The sequence below is a fragment of the Chryseobacterium sp. MEBOG07 genome (assembly GCF_021869745.1).
GTDB classification, from domain to species: domain Bacteria; phylum Bacteroidota; class Bacteroidia; order Flavobacteriales; family Weeksellaceae; genus Chryseobacterium; species Chryseobacterium viscerum.
The window spans coordinates 471522-490375 of record NZ_CP084579.1; the positions used below are offsets into that span (position 1 = coordinate 471522).

17 protein-coding genes are annotated in these 18854 nt (G+C 36.8%); 5 read left to right on the top strand and 12 right to left on the bottom strand.

What is annotated here, in order from left to right:
* The first annotated feature begins 8 nt into the window (after positions 1-8).
* From LF886_RS02205 to LF886_RS02220, 4 genes are all read left to right on the top strand, one after another.
* Entirely contained in the window at positions 9-734 is a 726-nt protein-coding gene (locus LF886_RS02205) for a hypothetical protein (RefSeq protein WP_236852490.1), read from the top strand.
* A gap of 72 nt (positions 735-806) precedes the next feature.
* Positions 807-1535: a beta-carotene 15,15'-monooxygenase gene (locus LF886_RS02210; protein WP_103231326.1), complete on the top strand. Its 729-nt coding sequence runs from the start codon at positions 807-809 to the stop codon at positions 1533-1535.
* 15 nt (positions 1536-1550) lie between these two features.
* Entirely contained in the window at positions 1551-2630 is a 1080-nt protein-coding gene (locus tag LF886_RS02215) for an AI-2E family transporter (RefSeq protein WP_236852492.1), read from the top strand.
* Positions 2631-2651: 21 nt separating this feature from the next.
* A complete protein-coding gene (locus tag LF886_RS02220) occupies positions 2652-2879 on the top strand; it encodes a DUF3820 family protein (protein ID WP_103231362.1) in 228 nt (75 codons plus the stop codon).
* 79 nt (positions 2880-2958) lie between these two features.
* Here the strand turns inward: LF886_RS02220 and uvrB are convergent, their stop codons facing one another.
* The 4 genes from uvrB to LF886_RS02240 form a co-directional block, all read right to left on the bottom strand.
* On the bottom strand, positions 2959-4950 hold the full coding sequence (uvrB, locus tag LF886_RS02225) for an excinuclease ABC subunit UvrB (RefSeq protein ID WP_236852493.1): 1992 nt from the start codon (positions 4948-4950) through the stop codon (positions 2959-2961).
* A 146-nt stretch (positions 4951-5096) separates the two neighbouring features.
* Complete coding sequence (locus tag LF886_RS02230) at positions 5097-6404, bottom strand: M56 family metallopeptidase (protein ID WP_236852495.1); 1308 nt, start codon at positions 6402-6404, stop codon at positions 5097-5099.
* Entirely contained in the window at positions 6401-6850 is a 450-nt protein-coding gene (locus LF886_RS02235) for a hypothetical protein (RefSeq protein ID WP_236852497.1), read from the bottom strand. Before LF886_RS02235 ends, LF886_RS02230 begins: the two co-directional genes overlap by 4 nt.
* A 2-nt stretch (positions 6851-6852) precedes the next feature.
* The gene (locus LF886_RS02240; RefSeq protein WP_103231334.1) at positions 6853-7224 is read right to left on the bottom strand and encodes a BlaI/MecI/CopY family transcriptional regulator; all 372 of its coding nucleotides are present in this window, start codon (positions 7222-7224) and stop codon (positions 6853-6855) included.
* A gap of 106 nt (positions 7225-7330) precedes the next feature.
* Between LF886_RS02240 and LF886_RS02245 the strand changes: the two genes are divergently transcribed.
* Positions 7331-8548, top strand: coding sequence for a PQQ-dependent sugar dehydrogenase (locus tag LF886_RS02245; protein ID WP_236852498.1), 1218 nt, complete (start codon positions 7331-7333; stop codon positions 8546-8548).
* 110 nt (positions 8549-8658) lie between these two features.
* Here LF886_RS02245 and LF886_RS02250 read toward each other — a convergent pair whose 3' ends face one another.
* The 8 genes from LF886_RS02250 to LF886_RS02285 all read right to left on the bottom strand — a co-directional run bounded on the left by LF886_RS02250 (position 8659) and on the right by LF886_RS02285 (position 18718).
* The gene (locus LF886_RS02250) at positions 8659-11091 is read right to left on the bottom strand and encodes a TonB-dependent receptor plug domain-containing protein (protein WP_236852500.1); all 2433 of its coding nucleotides are present in this window, start codon (positions 11089-11091) and stop codon (positions 8659-8661) included.
* A 162-nt stretch (positions 11092-11253) separates the two neighbouring features.
* On the bottom strand, positions 11254-12411 hold the full coding sequence (locus LF886_RS02255; RefSeq protein ID WP_236852502.1) for a pyridoxal phosphate-dependent aminotransferase: 1158 nt from the start codon (positions 12409-12411) through the stop codon (positions 11254-11256).
* Between the two features lie 2 nt (positions 12412-12413).
* Positions 12414-13490, bottom strand: a complete 1077-nt coding sequence (locus LF886_RS02260; RefSeq protein ID WP_236852503.1) for an FAD-dependent monooxygenase — start codon at positions 13488-13490, stop codon at positions 12414-12416.
* Between the two features lie 329 nt (positions 13491-13819).
* On the bottom strand, positions 13820-15196 hold the full coding sequence (locus tag LF886_RS02265) for a tryptophanase (RefSeq protein WP_236852505.1): 1377 nt from the start codon (positions 15194-15196) through the stop codon (positions 13820-13822).
* Positions 15197-15289: 93 nt separating this feature from the next.
* On the bottom strand, positions 15290-15907 hold the full coding sequence (locus LF886_RS02270) for a DUF502 domain-containing protein (protein WP_236852507.1): 618 nt from the start codon (positions 15905-15907) through the stop codon (positions 15290-15292).
* Positions 15908-15938: 31 nt separating this feature from the next.
* Entirely contained in the window at positions 15939-16517 is a 579-nt protein-coding gene (locus LF886_RS02275; protein ID WP_236852508.1) for a tRNA-(ms[2]io[6]A)-hydroxylase, read from the bottom strand.
* Between the two features lie 75 nt (positions 16518-16592).
* Complete coding sequence (locus LF886_RS02280) at positions 16593-17681, bottom strand: acyltransferase family protein (protein ID WP_236852509.1); 1089 nt, start codon at positions 17679-17681, stop codon at positions 16593-16595.
* Between the two features lie 149 nt (positions 17682-17830).
* Positions 17831-18718 carry a metalloprotease gene (locus tag LF886_RS02285; RefSeq protein ID WP_103231342.1) on the bottom strand — a complete coding sequence of 296 codons (888 nt, stop codon included), beginning with the start codon at positions 18716-18718 and terminating at the stop codon, positions 17831-17833.
* Positions 18719-18854 lie beyond the last annotated feature (136 nt).

Sequence of the window (18854 nt, forward strand, 5' to 3'; positions counted from 1 at the left end):
AATTTTTTATGATGCAGAACAAATATCCCCAAAAACCGGGAATAGATTTTATATTGAAGCAGGCTTTTTTCTATTGGAATAAAACACTGGTTTTTCAGTTGATGTTTTCAATTATCTTTTTTGGAATCTTCCTTACCGCTATTATGCTTTTTGGGGGGAAGTATGAAATATTTTCTTACACTCAGCAGTTAACAGAAGCTTTTAAGCAGGGTACAGAAGCTTATATGGAGAAAATGGCAGCGCTAAGTGCTACAGAAAATTTTCAGATGTTTAATCTGGCCATCTGGGCAACTACAGCATTTTTATATCCTTTGAATCTTGGTATGTTCCAGATTTTTAGAAAGATTGATCTTAAAGAAAAAATTGTAATTGGCGATTTATTTGCAGGATACAATGGGCTGAACTTTTTTAAGTATGTGGGGTATTTCCTTTTCTGGTTCTTTGTTTACAGATTTACTGCTCCAACCATTATATTGGCGGTAATTTGGGTTGCTGTGACAATATTTGTAGCGCCACTCATGTTTTTCACCAATAAAAGGATTTTTGAAGCCATTTCTCTTAATTTTAAAGCACTTAAAGTGTATTTTGTAGAAATAATGGTGTGTGTGATCGTTGCTTTTCTATTTAAGTATTTAGGCTTTGCCTTGTTTTTGATAGGAGGTCTTTTCACATTTCCTTTTTGGAATGCTATGATTTACTCCCTTTACAAAACAGTTTTTTCAGAGAAAAGTTAAATATTCCTGCATGTTTAACATATTTTTTACTAAAAAAAACTAAATTTGGTAAAATCATTAAATATTTAAACTATGTCAGAATTTAACGAATTTGATCAACAGGGCTCTGTCCCTAACAGAGATACGGGATCAATTATTTCTCATGCTTTTGAAATGTACAAAGGTGTTTTCGGATACGGAATCGTCGCTATGATCATTTATTTAGCCGGAGGATTTGTGATTCAAATGCTTACAGGATTTGACTCTGCTTCAATGATGGAGGAAATGAAATCTTCGGGGGGTGACTTTAATTATTGGAGTGCTCCGGGGCTTCCATTGTACATGGGTGCTTCCGGCCTTTTTGGAATTTTATTGTCTCCTTTGTATGTAGGATTGATATACATGGTGAATAAGTATAATACCAAAGCTCCGATTGAGTTTTCTGATCTTTTCATCGGATACCGTCAGAATTTTGTAAACATATTGATTTACAGTCTTCTTTCATGGATTATTTGTTCTGTTGCACTTGCTTTGTGTGTTTTACCTATCATTTTTGTGTATCCTTTTCTTTTAATAGGATATCCTATTCTGTTATTTGAAAATGCTTCAGCTACAGATGCTTTAGGGAAATCTTTCAATATTGCTAAAGAAAATTATGGAACGTTCTTGCTGACAGGATTTTTAGGATTTCTGATCTCTATGGCAGGAGTTATTCTTTGTGGAATAGGAATTATCTTAACCGCTCCGTTTATTATGATTGTAATGTACTCTGCGTATTGTGCTTTCTTAGGAAAACCAAGACAAATTACGTACAGTAAATAAAAATACCAAAAATACATGATGAATAAGGACAAACAAATAAGCAGTGTTGCGATAAAGCAGATGTCGTTGCTGGCCATTATTGTGATATTGGCAGGACTTATATGCTTTAATCTGGCATTGTTTATTCCCTCAGTTCTGGGGGCGATTACCATTTATGTAGTCTGCAGGAAGTATAACTTTTATCTGCAGGAAGAAAAAAAATGGAAACCGTCACTGGCTGCCCTTGCATTAATGTTTGCAAGTCTTATTGTCCTCATTCTTCCCATCTATTTTATTGCTGATCTGATTATCGATAAGCTGGGAAATGCACAGGCTTATATGGCTAAGTTTAATGTTTTCCTCGACAAGATCCATTCTTATATTTTCTCTAAAACAGGATTTGATATTCTGAGCAAAGAAAATATGAACAAACTGAAGGATTCTGCAGGAAAAGTTTCAACATCAGCAGTCAGTGGAACATTCAATACTCTGACAGTAGTAATGTCCATGTATTTTATTCTCTATTTTATGCTGGATAGACCAAGGCTCTTCGAAAAGATCCTTACTACTTCCGCACCCTTGAAGAGATCCAACATTTCTTTGATTGGCGATAAAATGAGAAAACTGATTATGGCCAATGCTATCGGAATTCCGGTTGTTGCAGTAGGACAAGGGATAGTAGCTCTTATTGGTTATCTTATTTTTGGGGCACCGGGAGCTGTACTTCTTTTTGCATTAACGGCTGCAGCTTCAGTGATTCCTGTTGTAGGAACAGCTATTGTGTATATTCCGGTATGTATCTTTATGATTGCAGAAGGAAATACCGGACAAGGACTGGGGCTGGCTATATATTGCCTTGTAGTCGTAGGTCTTACCGATAATCTTCTCCGTTTTACCCTTTTAAAGAAGCTGGAAAACATCCATCCTTTAAATACCGTATTTGGAATTATTATGGGAATGAACTTGTTTGGCTTTATGGGGCTTATTTTTGGGCCTATTCTCATCTCATTGACACTTCTCCTGGTTCAGGTATACAGAAATGAATTTTCGGATGAAAATACCCCTCCGGAGCTTGAATTGCCCGGACAAGATGATATTAAAGAAAAATTAATTTAATTATATAAAAACGTGGAGGGAATCAATCCGGAAATATTAAAAGAAATCTGTGTATTTAAAATGCCGTTCGGTAAGTATGAAGGGACGGTTTTGGTAGACCTTCCGATAAGTTATCTGGAGTGGTTCAACAGAACCGGAATGCCCAAAGGAAAACTGGGAATGCAGCTTTCAACAGTTTATGAGATCAAACTCAATGGTCTAATGGATCTTTTGACTCCCATCAGAGCTTCAGTGAGAAATGGATTGTAACACTTAAAATATACCGATCTTAGTGTAAAGTTTCGGCGGCATCGAAGATGCCGCCGAAACTTTTTTAGTATAAGTCCTGTTAAGCTTTCAAAGCTGCAATTTCATCTCGTAGCTTAGCTGCTTTTATAAAGTCAAGGCTTTTAGCTGCAGCCTCCATTTCTTTCTGTTTCTGGGTAATCATTTTCTCAATATCCTCACTGGCATAGGTAGCCTTTGTTTCCGCAACTTTTTGCATGATTTCCTTTTGAGTATATTTCTGATCAGGAAAGTCTTTGCTTCTTCCGACAAGATTTTCAGAAATCTTTTTATTTAAAGCTGTTGGCTTAAGGCCGTGATCTTCATTATATTTCATTTGTTTAGCACGGCGATATTCTGTTTCATCTAGAGTAGCCTGCATAGATTTGGTGATCTTGTCAGCATACATGATCGCTTTTCCGTTGATATTCCTTGCGGCACGTCCCACAGTTTGAATCATCGATCTTCTGCTTCTTAGCATTCCTTCTTTATCTGCATCCAGAATCGCAACCAATGATACTTCCGGTAAATCCAATCCTTCTCTTAATAGATTTACTCCGATAAGAACATCAAAAAGTCCTAAACGAAGATCCTGCATAATCTGAATACGCTCCAGAGTTTCAACATCGGAATGGATATACCTCGTTCTGATCCCGAACTTGATAAAATATTTGGTAAGTTCTTCCGCCATTTTCTTTGTTAAAGTAGTTACCAGAACTCTTTCATCAGCATCAGATCTTTTGTGGATCTCTTCCATTAAATCATCAATCTGGTTGAGACTAGGTCTTACTTCAATAATTGGATCAAGAAGTCCTGTAGGACGGATAATCTGTTCTATATAAGATCCTCCTGTTCTCTCAAGCTCATAATCTGCCGGTGTTGCAGAAACATAGATGACCTGGTTTTGTATCGCTTCAAATTCTTCAAACTTCAAAGGCCTGTTGTCCATAGCTGCAGGAAGCCTGAATCCATATTCCACCAATGCTTCTTTTCGGCTTCGGTCACCACCGTACATGGCGTGAACCTGCGGAATCGTTACATGGCTTTCATCAATAACCATCAAAAAATCCTTTGGAAAATAATCAATCAGGCAGAAAGGTCTTGTCCCCGGAAGGCGGCCATCCAGATATCTGGAATAGTTCTCAATTCCTGAACAATAGCCCAATTCCTTGATCATTTCAAGATCCAGTTCAGTTCTTTCCTGAAGTCTTTTTGCTTCCAGGGGCTTTCCGATAGAACTAAAGAAGTCGACCTGCTTTACCATATCATCCTGAATCTCTTTGATCGCACCGTTTAAGGTATCCTTTGAGGTTACGAAAAGATTGGCAGGATAAATTTGAATTTGTTCAAAATTATCCTCTACATTCCCTGTAACAGGATCAAAACTTTGGATCTTTTCAATTTCATCCCCAAAAAACTGTATTCTGATGGCATTGTCAGCATACGCCGGGAAAACATCTATCACATCACCTTTTACACGGAATGTTCCCCTTTGGAATTCACTTAGCGTTCGGGCATATAATGCATTGACTAATGAGTGAAGAAGGGCGGTTCTCGTCACCTTTTCACCAATAGCTATGGAAATTAAGGATTTATGAAATTCAGTTGGATTTCCGATACCATAAATACACGAAACGGATGCTACAATCAAAACATCCCTTCTTCCTGAAAGAAGACTGGCAGTCGCAGAAAGACGTAATTTTTCGACTTCTTCATTGATGCTCAGATCTTTTTCAATATACGTTCCTGTTGTAGCTATATAAGCCTCAGGCTGGTAGTAATCATAGTAGCTAACAAAATATTCCACGGCACTTTCCGGGAAAAATTCTTTAAACTCCATAAACAGCTGTGCTGCCAGAGTTTTATTGTGTGCCAATACCAGAGTGGGACGTTGTACATTTTGTACAACATTCGCCACGGTAAAGGTTTTCCCAGATCCGGTTACCCCTAGAAGTGTCTGATATTTCTCACCGATCTCAATTCCTTCGGTAAGTTTTTCAATGGCTTGAGGTTGGTCCCCTGTAGGTTTATATTCTGATTGAAGCTTAAAATTCATAGAAAAGAATGTATAGAACAAAAATACGAAAGAAATTTTTAGACAGGATAATGTTTTGAAGATGAATATTTTGATAATATAATTTTAACAGTCTAAGCAAGGATAATTAAAAAAATAAAAAGCGCTAAAAATTAGCGCTTTTGTTATTATGGACGTGTAAAAGTCATGGTTGCGGGGACTTTTAGGACCGAAGCAATGGCTTTGCCATCTTTCGTAGCGGGTATCCAGACTGTGTTATTACTTATTGCACTAACAGTCTTAAGAAGTTCCCGGTTCAGGATTTCATTGTCTCCCGAAGTCGTTACCTGAGTTGTTTTTCCTGTTTCGTCGATGTGAATATAAGCCGTCGACGTTATAGAACCATTTTTAGATTCAAGATTGCTGGTATCGATGCCCTTATTTATTTGCATCCTTAAGTTCTTATCCCCATCAGCATATTGTGCCGGAAATTCTTTAGTATTGATCGTTGTGTTTTCACTTAAGCTATTTTCTCTTGGAATTATGGTGTCTGAAACAGCTTTTAACCCTGCACTTTTGAATCCCATGATGACAGACGATTTTCCTTCTTCTCTGGTCTTCTCAAAATAAGAATGAGTCATTAAGGTCACCTGGTAAGGCTGAGGGTTTTTTGTTGTTCTTGCATTTGGAGAAACTTTGCTGATGTAAACATTTGAAAAATCGTTTTTTGTATAGTTTTTCAAAATATCGTTTTCTATTTTTTTTGAATCAATCCAGACTGCGTAGCTTTTCTTGTTTAAAAATGATTTCAATTCATTGTCTGTAGGAATTCTCTTTTTCAATTCAGGCATCGTAAAGAAAGTAATCTTCTGCTCATTTCTCTGATTTTCATTGAGCAAAGGATAGAGCTCTTTCAATCTTTTTTTATCACTTTCGGAGACCTTTTTTGCGAAGTCAGCATATTTTTTATGGCTCAGGAGATCGGTATATTTAGCTAATATGTCTTTGAATTCCTGATAAGGATCCTGTCCGTTGGCTGGAACACTGGCTTCTGTTGTTTTTTCAGAAATCTGAGCATTTGCAGGATTACCAGCATAAGTTCTCTCAGAGAATAAAGCAACTGCTGCAATCAAAACCGTTATTCCTGTGGCTTTTCTTAGCAGGCTGAATTTTGTTTTTTTGGTTTTCATCATAATAAATCTTTTTTTGGTATTATTAAAATTGAATGAATGGGTCAAAGGTGGGTTTTGATGACTAAGAATTTCTTCGAGGATCAGACTCTGGTATTCTTTAATGTTATAATTACTTTTCATAACAGCCTCATCCGCTAAAAACTCATGATTAGTGATCACTGCCTTTTTATATAGGAATAGAACAGGATTGAACCAGGTGAAAATTTTTAAAATATTCAGAAACAATACATCTATACTATGTTTCTGTTCAATGTGAGTTTTTTCGTGAAGGAAGATTCTTGGATCAATGGTGTCATTTTTCATATAGATTTCCCCATATAGATTGTATTCCAAAAACTAAAAGGGGAAAGGTTTTCTTTTGTTAATATGACATTGTGGTGATGGTAAATATGGTTTTCTCCCTGTATTCTTCTGACAGCCAGAAGGGCAAAAAGGCTTCTCAGTAATAGAAAAAGAGTGATAATTATGTAAACGCCCCACACAATATTCATCCAGTTAAAACTTTCCTGCACTGGCTGCTCGATAAAAACCATTTGCTGGGCAGTTTCTTCCATAATCAGTTGAGGATTATTCTCTGTTTCCGGTCTTTGTGTGGTGATCGTAACAAATGGAATCACATAAGAAAGCAACAGCGAGCTTAATAAATAAAGCCGGTTGAATCTGTACATTTTTTCTTTTTCCAGAAACAAATAATAGACAGCTATGAAAATAGAAGAGCACAGAACTATTTTAAAAATAATGGCAGACATAGCTATTCTTTTATCTGTTCATCTATAATATCACGAAGTTCTTTCAGTTGCTTTTGGCTGAGTTTTGCATTTGAAGTAAAAAATGACGCAAACTGCGTTACCGAGCTATTGAAAAAACGGTCAATCATGGAAGTCATCTCTTCCTTGAAATATTCCCCTTTTTCTACCTTTGGATAGTATTCACGGGAATTTCCATACAGTTTATAGCCTACCAACTCCTTATTTTGCATTCTTTTAAGCAAGGTAGCAATAGTTGTAGGTGCAGGTTTGGGTTCCGGATAAGCATCCAGAATATCCTTCATGAAAATTGTTTTCTTTTCCCAAAGAATTTCCATGAGTCCTTTTTCGGAATCTGTTAATTTAATCTCTTTCATTCTACAAGACTGTAATTTGTTCTACAAATGTAGAATAAAAATTAATATACACAAACTTTATGGCATTATTTTTCCATTCAATGTAGAATCACCTAATCGTAATATTATGAAAATCAATCAATTTTATGTTCCGGCGCTCAGCCTTTTTCTTATTTTGTCCTCATGCAAAGAAAATCATGCGAATGCTCAGAAGACCGGAAATGACGGAAGTGTAGAGACAGAAAGTCCCAATTCAGACTACAAACCGGCATTTAAAGGGCAGACAAGAATTACTGCAGTAAAAACAAAAACGGCTTACCATGTAGAGGTATTAAATAAAGATTTGGGAAGACCTTGGGGAATTATCAATTTGCCTGACGGAAGATTTCTCATCACTGATAAGAATGGCCATATGAATGCTGTTTCAACAGACGGAAAACAAGTTTCAAAAATAGAAGGCTTTCCAAAAGTGGATTCAAAAGGGCAGGGAGGAATGTTGGATGTAGCCCTTGATCCTGATTTTAAAACCAATACTATGATTTACTTCAGTTTCTCGGAACCCTTTGGAAAAGGAAACTTGACTTCTGTGGCAAAAGGTAAATTGTCTGGCGATTTTAAAAGTATTTCAGACGTAAAAGTGATTTTCCGTGCAGAACCTTCTTATGATGGAGATAAGCATTATGGAAGTCGTCTGGCTTTTGATAAAGAGGGAAATTTATTTGTAAGTACCGGGGAAAGATCAGATAAGGTGACGAGGGTTTATGCCCAGAAAACAGATAATTATCTTGGAAAAATTCTAAAGATCACAAAAGACGGCAAACCCGCTCCCGGAAATCCTTTTATTGGAAAGCAAGGCTATAAACCGGAAATCTATGCCTATGGCGTTCGAAATCCACAGGGTATGGCTATTGATCCACAAGGAAACCTTTGGGACGTGGAAATGGGACCAAGAGGGGGAGACGAAATCAACCTGATCCAGCCCGGGAAAAACTATGGATGGGGAGATGTTACCTATGGAATTGAATATTCCGGGGATAAAGTAGGACAAGGAATCACCCAAAAAGAAGGAACCGAACAGCCCGTTTACTATTGGGACCCTGTGATCTCACCAAGCGGAATTACTTTTTATACCGGAAATATTGAGGAATGGAAAGGAAATCTGTTTATCGGATGTTTAAGTGGTGAGCACATCGACAGAATTATCATGAAAGATAATAAAGTAGTAGGAGAAGAACGTCTTCTTACAGATCAGAAAGAACGTTTCCGGGATGTATTGAACGGAATTGATGGTAATTTGTATGCGGTAACAGACAGCGGTAAGCTTTATAAAATTTCAAAAAAATAGAAAAAGCCTACTGATTTTTCAGTAGGCTTTTGTAATAAAGTTGGAGGTTGGAAGTTATTGGAGTTTAATATAAATTTCTATCTATCGTAAGTTCCATCTTCCATCATTTTTTAAAACTTAAAGTTAAGTCTGGCGAAAACCTGTCTTCCGGCAAATCCCATCTGTACAGGATCAAAAATACCTCCGGATTCTGTGTTTCCACTGCTCACCTGGGTGGTTTGTAATGTCGGATATCTGTTGAATAGGTTTTTACTTCCTAAAGTCAGATTCAGATTTTTGCAGAATTCATAGCCAAAGGAAAGATCGGTAGTTACTTTCGGGTTATAAACCTGTTCTACCTCATCATAACCGATTAAAGTTGCTTTATCAAATCTTACCATTTGCAGATTCACATTGAATTTGTTGACCTTATAATTAAGATTCAAATTAACCTTAGTTTTCGGAGCAGAAGCAAGAATGAATCCTCTTTCTCTTTTGCTCAGATAAATGTTTTCTTTTCCTGCCAGCTGCTCAGAAGTATTTACTTTCGTAATTTCCATATCATTATAGTTTCCGGCTAAAGTTGCCGTTAACTTTCCGGATCCAATGTTTTCAGTATAGCTTAAAATAAGATCTATCCCTTTTGTACGCGTATTGATCGCATTAGAAAAGAACTGTGCCTGGTCAATATAAGGATAATCTGTCTGAACATCTCCAGGCAGATCATCTCTTGAAAAGTTTCCTGTAAGAACAATTCTGTTTTTTACGTTGATATAATACCCATCTATTGTTGCTGTGAATTTTCCTGTATTATAAGTGAAACCAGCACTTCCGTTTACGGATGTTTCCTGTTTTAGCTGATCAATTCCCACTCTCTTGGCCAGATCGCTGTCATTAGAAGCCAGTTGTATGGTAACCAGCTGACCGCCCTGGAAGTTGGTAAACTGCTGGCTGTAATATTTCTGCGCTAGTGACGGAGCTCTGAATCCGGTAGAAACAGACCCACGGAAGGCAAACTGTGGAGTAATGGCATATCTTGTAGCGAATTTTCCGTTCAGAGTGCTTCCGAAATCATTATAATTTTCAAACCTTCCGGCAATACTTATCATCCAGTTTTTTGTAACATCCAGCTCAGTATCTACATAGGCAGCAAAGTTATTTCTGTTTTTGCCTAAATCAATAGAATAGCCGGGAAATCCTTGTGAGCCCCCTGGACGATAACGTACAGGATTAGAACCAGGAACTGTTATCAATTGATTTTGAGGAGTATTAGGAGTCACAATATTTCCATTCACATCATACATTGCATAAGATGCCTCCTGGCCTTTAATAATATTGAATTTTTCATACCTGAACTCTGATCCGAAAGCAACATTAAGCCCTTCCAGTACCTTGAATTGTTTAACAGCATTAAAACCTGTTGTATTTTGGAGTAATGAATGCCCTCCTGCATTAAAGCTTGTCGGTGATTTAATTCCTAAAGTGGCATTGATCGTATTGTCAATCTGATAAGTAAATCTATTGTTGCCAAAAGCATTATAAAAATCTACATCCCAGTCAGCAACTTTGAATTTTAAGCCGTTGTCAAACGTGAAATCTGTAATACTGGTGTTTTCAATTGGATTGAATCCTGTAGGGTAAACCTCAGGAATATTTCCGTCTGCATCCGGTGTTCTGGTCCAGGCATATGCCTTAGTATTTCTATGTGAAAAGCCTTGACGGGAATAGAACTTTAGTCCATCAGATAAAGGAACTTCAATATTTCCGAAAAAGTAAATGTTTTGAGCTTTAGCATCTCCAAAACGTTGTCTTGGTGCGGTATACATGTCCGGATTTGCATTTCGTATCGCATAATCTTTGTTGATAAATTCTACCGTAAAGTTTCCAAAACCACCTTTTGACCCTATTTTCGTTCCTAGATTTCCACTAAAATCAAAGGTTGTACCATCAATTTTATGATCAGAAACGATATCATTATTTCCAGGACTTTTGAAAAGGTTCATCCCTGTGAATAGATTCCCCTCAAAACCTTTATCACGGTCATTAAGAATAACATTGATTACCCCTGCGATAGCATCCGAACCGTATTGAGCTGAAGCCCCGTCACGAAGAACTTCCACTCTCTTGATGGCACCGATGGGAATAGTGTTCATGTCATACCCTGTATTTCCTCTTCCTTTGGTTCCGAAAAGGTTGATCAATGAAGATTGATGATATCTTTTTCCATTCAAAAGGAGTAAAGTCTGGTCAGGACCCAAACCTCTTAAAGTAGCAGGATCTACTGCATCAGCACCGTCAGATCCTGATTGTTTATTGGAATTGAAAGAAGGGGCAGAAAACTGCAGCAATTGGTTGATTTCCACCTGTCCTGTTGACTGGCTTACCTGTTTGATATCGATGATATCAATAGGAACGGGAGTATTAACGACTGTTCTTTTCTTATTCCGGCTTCCGGTAATGGCAACTTCGTCTATCTTTGATTCCTTCAGAGTATCCTTTATTTGCTGGGCATAGGAAAAGGTAGTTGCTCCAAGTAAGAAGAGGCTGATGTATTTTATTCTCATATTAATAATTTTGCATAGTGATTCCATCAAAATTATTAATATTTATTTTTAAATAGGTATTAAAATAAAATAATCGATACGAATATATTAATTTGGTATCGATTTGTATAGGATTTAGAAAAATAATAACATGATATTGAAATTTAATGAAAAATTTTAATGCTAAAAACTGGTGATGATTCTATTAATTCCTTCTTCTAAAATTTCCTGTGATGTAGAAAAGCAAATTCTGATATGACCTTCTGCTCCCTTTCCAAACCATCTTTCTGATCCGGGAACAATGGCCACTTTTCCTTGTGTTAAGACATGTTGGGCGAACTCATCGCTGGACATTCCGTTTTCAATCTTTGGAAATAATACAAAAGTGGCTTCGGGTAGGTTAGGCGTTACAATTTCTGAACGGCTCAATAATCTAAAAGCAAGATCTCTGTTGTTCTGTAAATGATTTAAAAATTCTTTATACCATGGTTTTGCTTTCTCCAATGCCACACTTCCGGCAATCTGTGATAAGGTGGAGACTCCCTCTATCGTAGAGTTGAAATTGGACTTTTCTGTAAAATCTTCAAGAATATCCTGGTCGTTACACAATACTGCTCCGATTCTCAGTCCGGCGATCCCAAACGATTTTGAAAAACCATAGACGGTAAAGCTCTTTTTCTTTGCTTTTTCAGAAACGGAAGAGTAGGTGTGGAAATCTTTGTTGTCATAGATAATATCACTCCAGATCTCATCACTCATTACCCACAGATTGTGCGCTGAAGCGATCTCAGCAATTTTTATTAATATTTCTTTAGAATAAACCTTTCCCAAAGGATTGTGTGGATTGCATATGCTGATAAGCTTGGTCTTGGAACTGATTAAAGAAACCATTTTTTCGAAATCAATTTCTCCGGTAGTGGTGTCAACAGGGCAAAGTACTACCTTTCCACCAGCTGTTTCTACCGATTTTTTGAATAGAAAATCTACAGGATCCAGGATAATGGCTTCATCACCTGGATTCAGAACATAGGTGGCGATTAGGTACATTCCCTGGGCTGCGCTGTTGACTGCTAGTATGTTTTCAGGAGAAAAGGTGCCCTGTTTTTCTTTGTTAAAATGATCTGCAACGCTTTTCTTGAATTCAGGAAGTCCGGAGAACGGTCCGTAGCTCAGGTAGCCGTCTTTAAGATATTCTATAATTCCCTGCTCTATTTCTGGGGCAGTTCTAAAATCAGGGTCGGCTGCCGTCAGAGGAATGATTCCTTCTTCCAGGGTTGCCCATCTTCCGTTGTAGGCTTTTCTTTTTAGTGCTTCAAAGTTGATATCGTTATTGGTAAACATTTTTATTTGTATGATATGGGTAAAATATTTTCTGTTTGCTGGTCAAGCGGAAGTAGAAACTGATTCAGTAATGTCCTTCCGTTGTTGATGTGGACTTCAATTTCCGGTTTCCTTTCGGCTTCATATTTACTGAAAGCTTCTGTTGTATTATTCTTTTCAACTAAATGTTTAGTTAGTGTAAATGAATCTTTCAGTGCTGAAGTAACTCCCTGACTTGTAAATGGAATCAGTGGATGTGCTGCATCGCCGATGAATACAATATTGTCTTTATAAAATGGATTCAATTTTTCCAGTTCATAAACGCGCCATAAATGTACGTTTTTGTAGTCTGATTTTTTTATGATTGATGGGACTAAAGGATGCCATTTTTCAAAAACTTCAAGCATGTATTTCTTTAGATTGTCGGCAGAACACTCATTGATACGGTATTTCTCGTTGTCAAACTGCGAATACCAAAGAATTGTATCTTCGGAAAGTTTGAGGATTCCGAAAGTCAGTCCGCCTCCTTCATGATGAAATTTCATAAAATCATTTTCAAGGGATTCTGCAATCTCTTTATTTTCAATGATATTTACCACTTCACTTTCCCTTACAATTCTTATTTTTTCATCTTTAAAAAGTTCCTTTCTGATGTGGCTTCTGGAGCCGTCAGAAATAATAATGATGTCACCATCAATATCAGTTCCGTCAGAAAGTTTCACTTTTCTACCCTGCTTATCATCGGAAATGATGGTTTCCTCGTAAGTTATTTTTTCAGAGGAAATGTTTTGGGATAGGAGATCAATTAATTGATGTCTGGAAATAGCAAAAACACTGTCCAGTTCCTTTTCTGCAAGTATTTTTCCTGTATGGGAATATTGTATGTATTTTTTCAGGAAATTTCCATGCTTATGAAGGAGGCTGGGATCAATAATCTGATAAAGATAGTTCATCCCCTCCTGCGGAATGAGAAAGCCGTGGCCTGCCAAATCTTCTTTTTTTCTTCTTTCGTAAATGTGATAATCTATCTTATATTTTTCTAAGTAATTCGCCATGCTTAAGCCGGAAATACCAGCGCCCACGACAGCAATTTTGTTCATTTTCGGAATAACGGATTTTCAGGTTGGTTTTTTAAGTATTTTTAAATCTACTTCATTAGATCAGTACAAAATTAAAATTAAAAACAGTTACTATTGATAAAAATGAAATTATTTGATTTTGATTTTGAGAAAAATAGAATGAAAAGCATGGTGTATGCCTGTTCATAAATATATATGGTTGATTTATACGTATTTATAAAATATGTGTATTGCTATATATGAATAATTTTTATTAAGTAAAATAACCTTTAAAGAGATGAGAATTTGTTTCTGTAATATGCTTTTAAACATAATGCATAAAAAAACCGGAAAAAATTCCGGTTTTATCATTAAGCTTTTTCAAGCTGAACTGTAAAGTGTCTTAAGATTTCCGGTTCCCAGACGATTTTATATCCTTTTGCTATTTCTTCACGTCTTTCATATACGTTTTTTATAGCTGCAGCAATATAATCCATATGGTTATTGGTATAGGTTCTTCTAGGAATTGCCAGACGTACCAATTCTAATTTCGGATAACGGTTTTCTCTGGTCGCAGGATCTCTGTCAGCCAGTAACGTTCCGATTTCTACGGTTCTGATCCCTGCTTCTTTATAAATTTCAAGGCCTAATGTCTGTGCCGGATATTCTTCACGGGAAACATTCGGAAGGAAGTTTAAAGAATCGATAAATACAGCGTGTCCTCCAATTGGTTTCTGAACAGGAATTCCATATTCAATCAGTTTATTTCCAAGATATTCAACCTGAGAGATTCTGCTTTCAAGGTAAGCAAATTCAGTTGCTTCATCCAGACCTACTGCCAATGCTGCCATATCTCTTCCAGCCATTCCTCCATAGGTAATAAATCCTTCGTAGATGATGGTGAAGTTGGATGCTTTTCTGAAAACATCTTCATTATTCAACGCAATGAATCCTCCGATATTGACAAGACCGTCTTTTTTGGAGCTCATGGTCATTCCGTCTCCGTAAGAGAAAATTTCTTTGCAGATTTCCTTGATGCTTCTGTTTTCCTGCCCTGCTTCTCTTTTTTTGATGAAGTAAGCATTCTCAGCAAATCTCGCCGAATCGAAGAATACAGGAATCCCATACTGATCTGAAAGAGCTTTTACAGCTTTCATATTTTCCAAAGAAACCGGCTGGCCTCCTGAAGAATTACAAGTGATCGTAATTAAACAGAAAGGGATACTCTCTTTAGAATGGCTTTTATAAACTTCTTCCAGCTTTTCAAGGTTGATATTTCCTTTGAATGGGTGAAGATCATTAATGTCAAAAGCTTCGTCTATCGTACAGTCGATGGCATGTGCCTTTCTGATCTCGATATGTCCTTTTGTAGTGTCAAAATGCGAGTTCCCGGGAACTACGTCACCTTCTTTTACCAATACTGAGAAAAGAACGTTTTCAGCAGCTCTTCCCTGGTGAGTTGGTAATAAATATTTGAATCCGGTGATGCTTTCTACTGTTTTTTGCAATTGTTCAAAAGAACGTGATCCTGCATAACTTTCATCTCCAGTCATTAGGGCACCCCATTGTCTATCGGACATTGCTCCGGTTCCGGAATCGGTAAGAAGGTCAATATAAACGTGTGAAGATTTTAAATTGAAAAGGTTATAATTAGCTTCTTTAAGCCATTGCTCTCTTTCTTCTCTGGTAGATTGGTAGATTTCCTCCACCATTTTAATGCGGAAAGGCTCCGCGTACGGTAATTTCATGAGTTAAAATATGTTTTAAATTGTTTTTAAAGAAAATGTGTTTGAAAATAATTTTCAAAATTCATCAATGTATACATAAGACGCAGGAAAGAATTATTCCGGTGCCTTAAATATGTTTTCATCAGAATGGAATCCGGCTACACCGCCACTCACTGCAAACTTCATTGCAGAAGCTGCTGTCATTCCCACTACAGGTTTGATGTTTTTTTCTTCAGTAACAATTACCCAGCCCGAGATGGCGTACGAGTGGGGAAGATATACCGCAACGTAATTATGCTTGTCAACGTCCGACATTTCTTTTTGAGTTAAAAAACCGATTCTCCAGATTTCCGGATTTTCATTGGTTTTTACCCATACAGGATCGTTGAATTTTTTCTTGTCGCCTACGAATGAAGACATGACATCTTTCGTAGGAGTGTAAATATGTTTTACTCCCGGAGTTTTCTCCAGTAAGCTATCCATCGTATCGAAAAAGAACCTTCCGACTACGAATTTATTTCCTAAAAATCCTAAAATTGCTGTAAACAGTATGATAGATACGAAAACAAGCCCCGGCACCTGCTTGGCAAGAGAGGGAATAAGATTGTCAATAGCACTTACCACATACCAGATGACAAAAATGGTAAGCCCGATAGGACCAATGATCACTAATCCCTGAAAAAAGTTTTTCAGAAATAAATTGGCGATATTTTCAAAGCTTGGCTTCTTCAACGTTTACTCTTTATTCTTTACTGTTTATATTTTAACCGTGAATGGTTTCTTTATTTCCGTAGGATTTGATAATACTGGCTTCATATTCCAGCCATTCTTCCCAACGTTTGTTTACCTTTTCGATATCGCCCAACTGTCTCGCGAAACCAATGAAAGTCGTATAGTGGTTCGCTTCTGAGATCATTAATTCTTTATAGAAAGTTTTAAGCTCTTCATCTTTAATGTTTTCAGTAAGAACTTTGAATCTTTCACAACTTCTTGCTTCAATCATTGCTGCGAAAAGCAGCTTGTCAACAATCAGATCTTCTCTGGTTCCTTGAACAACAAACTTAGCCAGTTCATTGACGTAATCATCTTTTCTGGCTTTTCCGAAAACAAACCCCCTCTTTTTGATAATTTCGTGAACCTGGCTAAAATGGTCAAGCTCTTCCTGCGCAATGGCAATAAGTTCTGTGACGATTTCCGGATGTTCGGGGAGCATATTGATTAAACTGATGGCATTTGTTGTGGCTTTCTGTTCGCACCACGCATGATCCGTTAAAATTTCTCCTATGTTTCCTTCTGCAATATTTGCCCACCTTGGATCGGTAGGAAGTTTCAACTTAAACATGTTTTGAATTTTTTGTAAAATTAAAATAAATTGCGATAATAAAGATTATTTTATTTCAAATTGACTGCTAATCTGTTAAGAAGCCGTTTTTTTTCTTAAAAACCCTAAGATTTGCCATCCCAGATCGTCTACCTTTTTTAATCCTGCAGCGAGAATGAAAGCAAGAATGATATTAAGAACATAAATGAAGACCATCAGAATCCACCAAGGCATATTTTCTTTCAAAGGAACGACCAGGAAATAAACCAATGATGAGCTGATCCCTTGTGCAAAGTAGAAGAAAATAGCATTCTTTCCAATATGGGTGATAAGGCTTTCTTTTGTGATTTTTAAACGGTTATAGAGAACAAATAATGTTACCAGAGAGAACAATGCCCAGATGATATAAGGAATTTTGGGTGGAAATTTATTTTTATTGATCTTATAAAAAATCTCTCCTCCATAATACCAAAACATCCATACAAGAGCTGCTCCAACAATTGCATATAATACAGGAATTGCTTTGGTAGGTATTTTTTTTCCACGCATTTTGTTACCGATTAGAAAGACGGCAAGATAAAAGGCAACATATCCCACCTGTCCTGTCGGATAATATTCCGGGAAAATGTTGAATAATAAGGTTAATGCGATGCTAAGTCCAATGAACCAGTTGATGTGCTTCGGGAAAAACCTCAGTATAAGTACTCCGAAAACAGTAAGGATAAAATATACTTTCAGATACCAAAAGCTTCCCATGACCACCGGAAATGTATCTGCATTGGTATACTGATGAAGATACCAATTGCCCAGGTTTTCCCATTGAGGATAGATCGAAATACTGGTCGTGGAATATTTGGACCCAAATGTTGAATAAAAACTCTGTAGCCATTCCATGGAAAAGAAACTGAGCCCGAAAACTTTAAAAAAGTAATCTAAAAAGAATAGGAAAGTCACAAAAATCATATAAGTGATCTGCAGCTTTAGAAGACGGTAGAATGTTTTTTCAATATTGGCTCCTGAAGTAATACCACTGAGTGCATAAAATAGAGCCACATCAAAAACAAGAGAGAAGACTCTTACTTCTGCGGGAATATAAAACTGCCCAGACCAGAAAGCTGTATGGATGAAGATAATGGAGAGTGTTGCCAGTCCTTTGGCGAAATCAATATAGAGATCTCTGTTCATTTTAGATTGATTGGAAGTTCTTTTGTTATTTTTTCAAAAATACAAACAAATTGATTTTATAAAACATAAAAAGGTTTTTAAAACAAAAAAAGGGGCGGAACATACTGCCCGCCTCCTTTCTTAAATATGCTAAAAATGAATGTTCTCGTTTATTTAAGATGTTTAAATTCTTCTGCAGAAATTTCTCCTGACTGAATTTTTCTCAGCTCATCGATATACTGACTCATGTATGCGTCAATTTCAGGATTTACTGTGTTTTTAGCCATCTTATAGGTACCATTTAATACTCCTTGATAGTAATAGAAGAAGTTATAATCAAAATTTGAAGCATTAAGATCATACTGTCCTAAAAGAAATCCTAGACGGACTGCAGATCTTCTCTGTGCAGGGGTTCCGTGGTGACCAGGACTGTTTGTTTGATAATCTCCAATACTTTGTGCAAACTCGTAAGCAGCGGCAATTTCAGAGAAATTGGTTTTGTTGTAACCATTTGGTCTTCTCAAATAGTACCCTGCGAAACCGTCAGCTTCAAGCTCATTAGGTCTTGCTGTATTTTCATTTACAGAAGGAAGTCCAAAGATATATTGCAGCTGATGTCCATACTCATGAGCAAGGATCATTGCATTGACAATATCGCCTCCTTTTGCTTTTGCATCATAATAGATGGCATACCCATAATAGATTTTCCCTGTAGAATAGGAAATCGCATTATACGTTGAATTGAAATTGGATGGATCATTCACAAATCTCAACGTAGGATTGCTTCTTCCCCATAAGCTTGCAATTTTAGTCATCTGTGAGTTCATAAAATTGGTGTCTGTGGAGTTTTGAAGTCCTGTCACTAAAACTGAATTGGAACTCCAGTTGTTGTCTACATAGTAACAGATTTTTTCAAGATCTCCCGGTTGATCAATTTTTGCACTAAGTGCTTCTGGCTGAGGTTGAACATTGTTGTCCATTTGGTCATCACTACATGCTGTTAATGATGTAACAGCAATGGCGCCTGCTAATAAGCAGAGATTAAAGTTTCTTTTCATATATATAAATTCAATTTGGTAAAACGAATGTATGAAATTATCTCTTAAGTGTGAGTACTTTATTGTAAAAAATTATTCAAAGCATAGTGAATAGGATTTATATTAAAAAAACATTGCTTTGATTGTAAGCTAATTA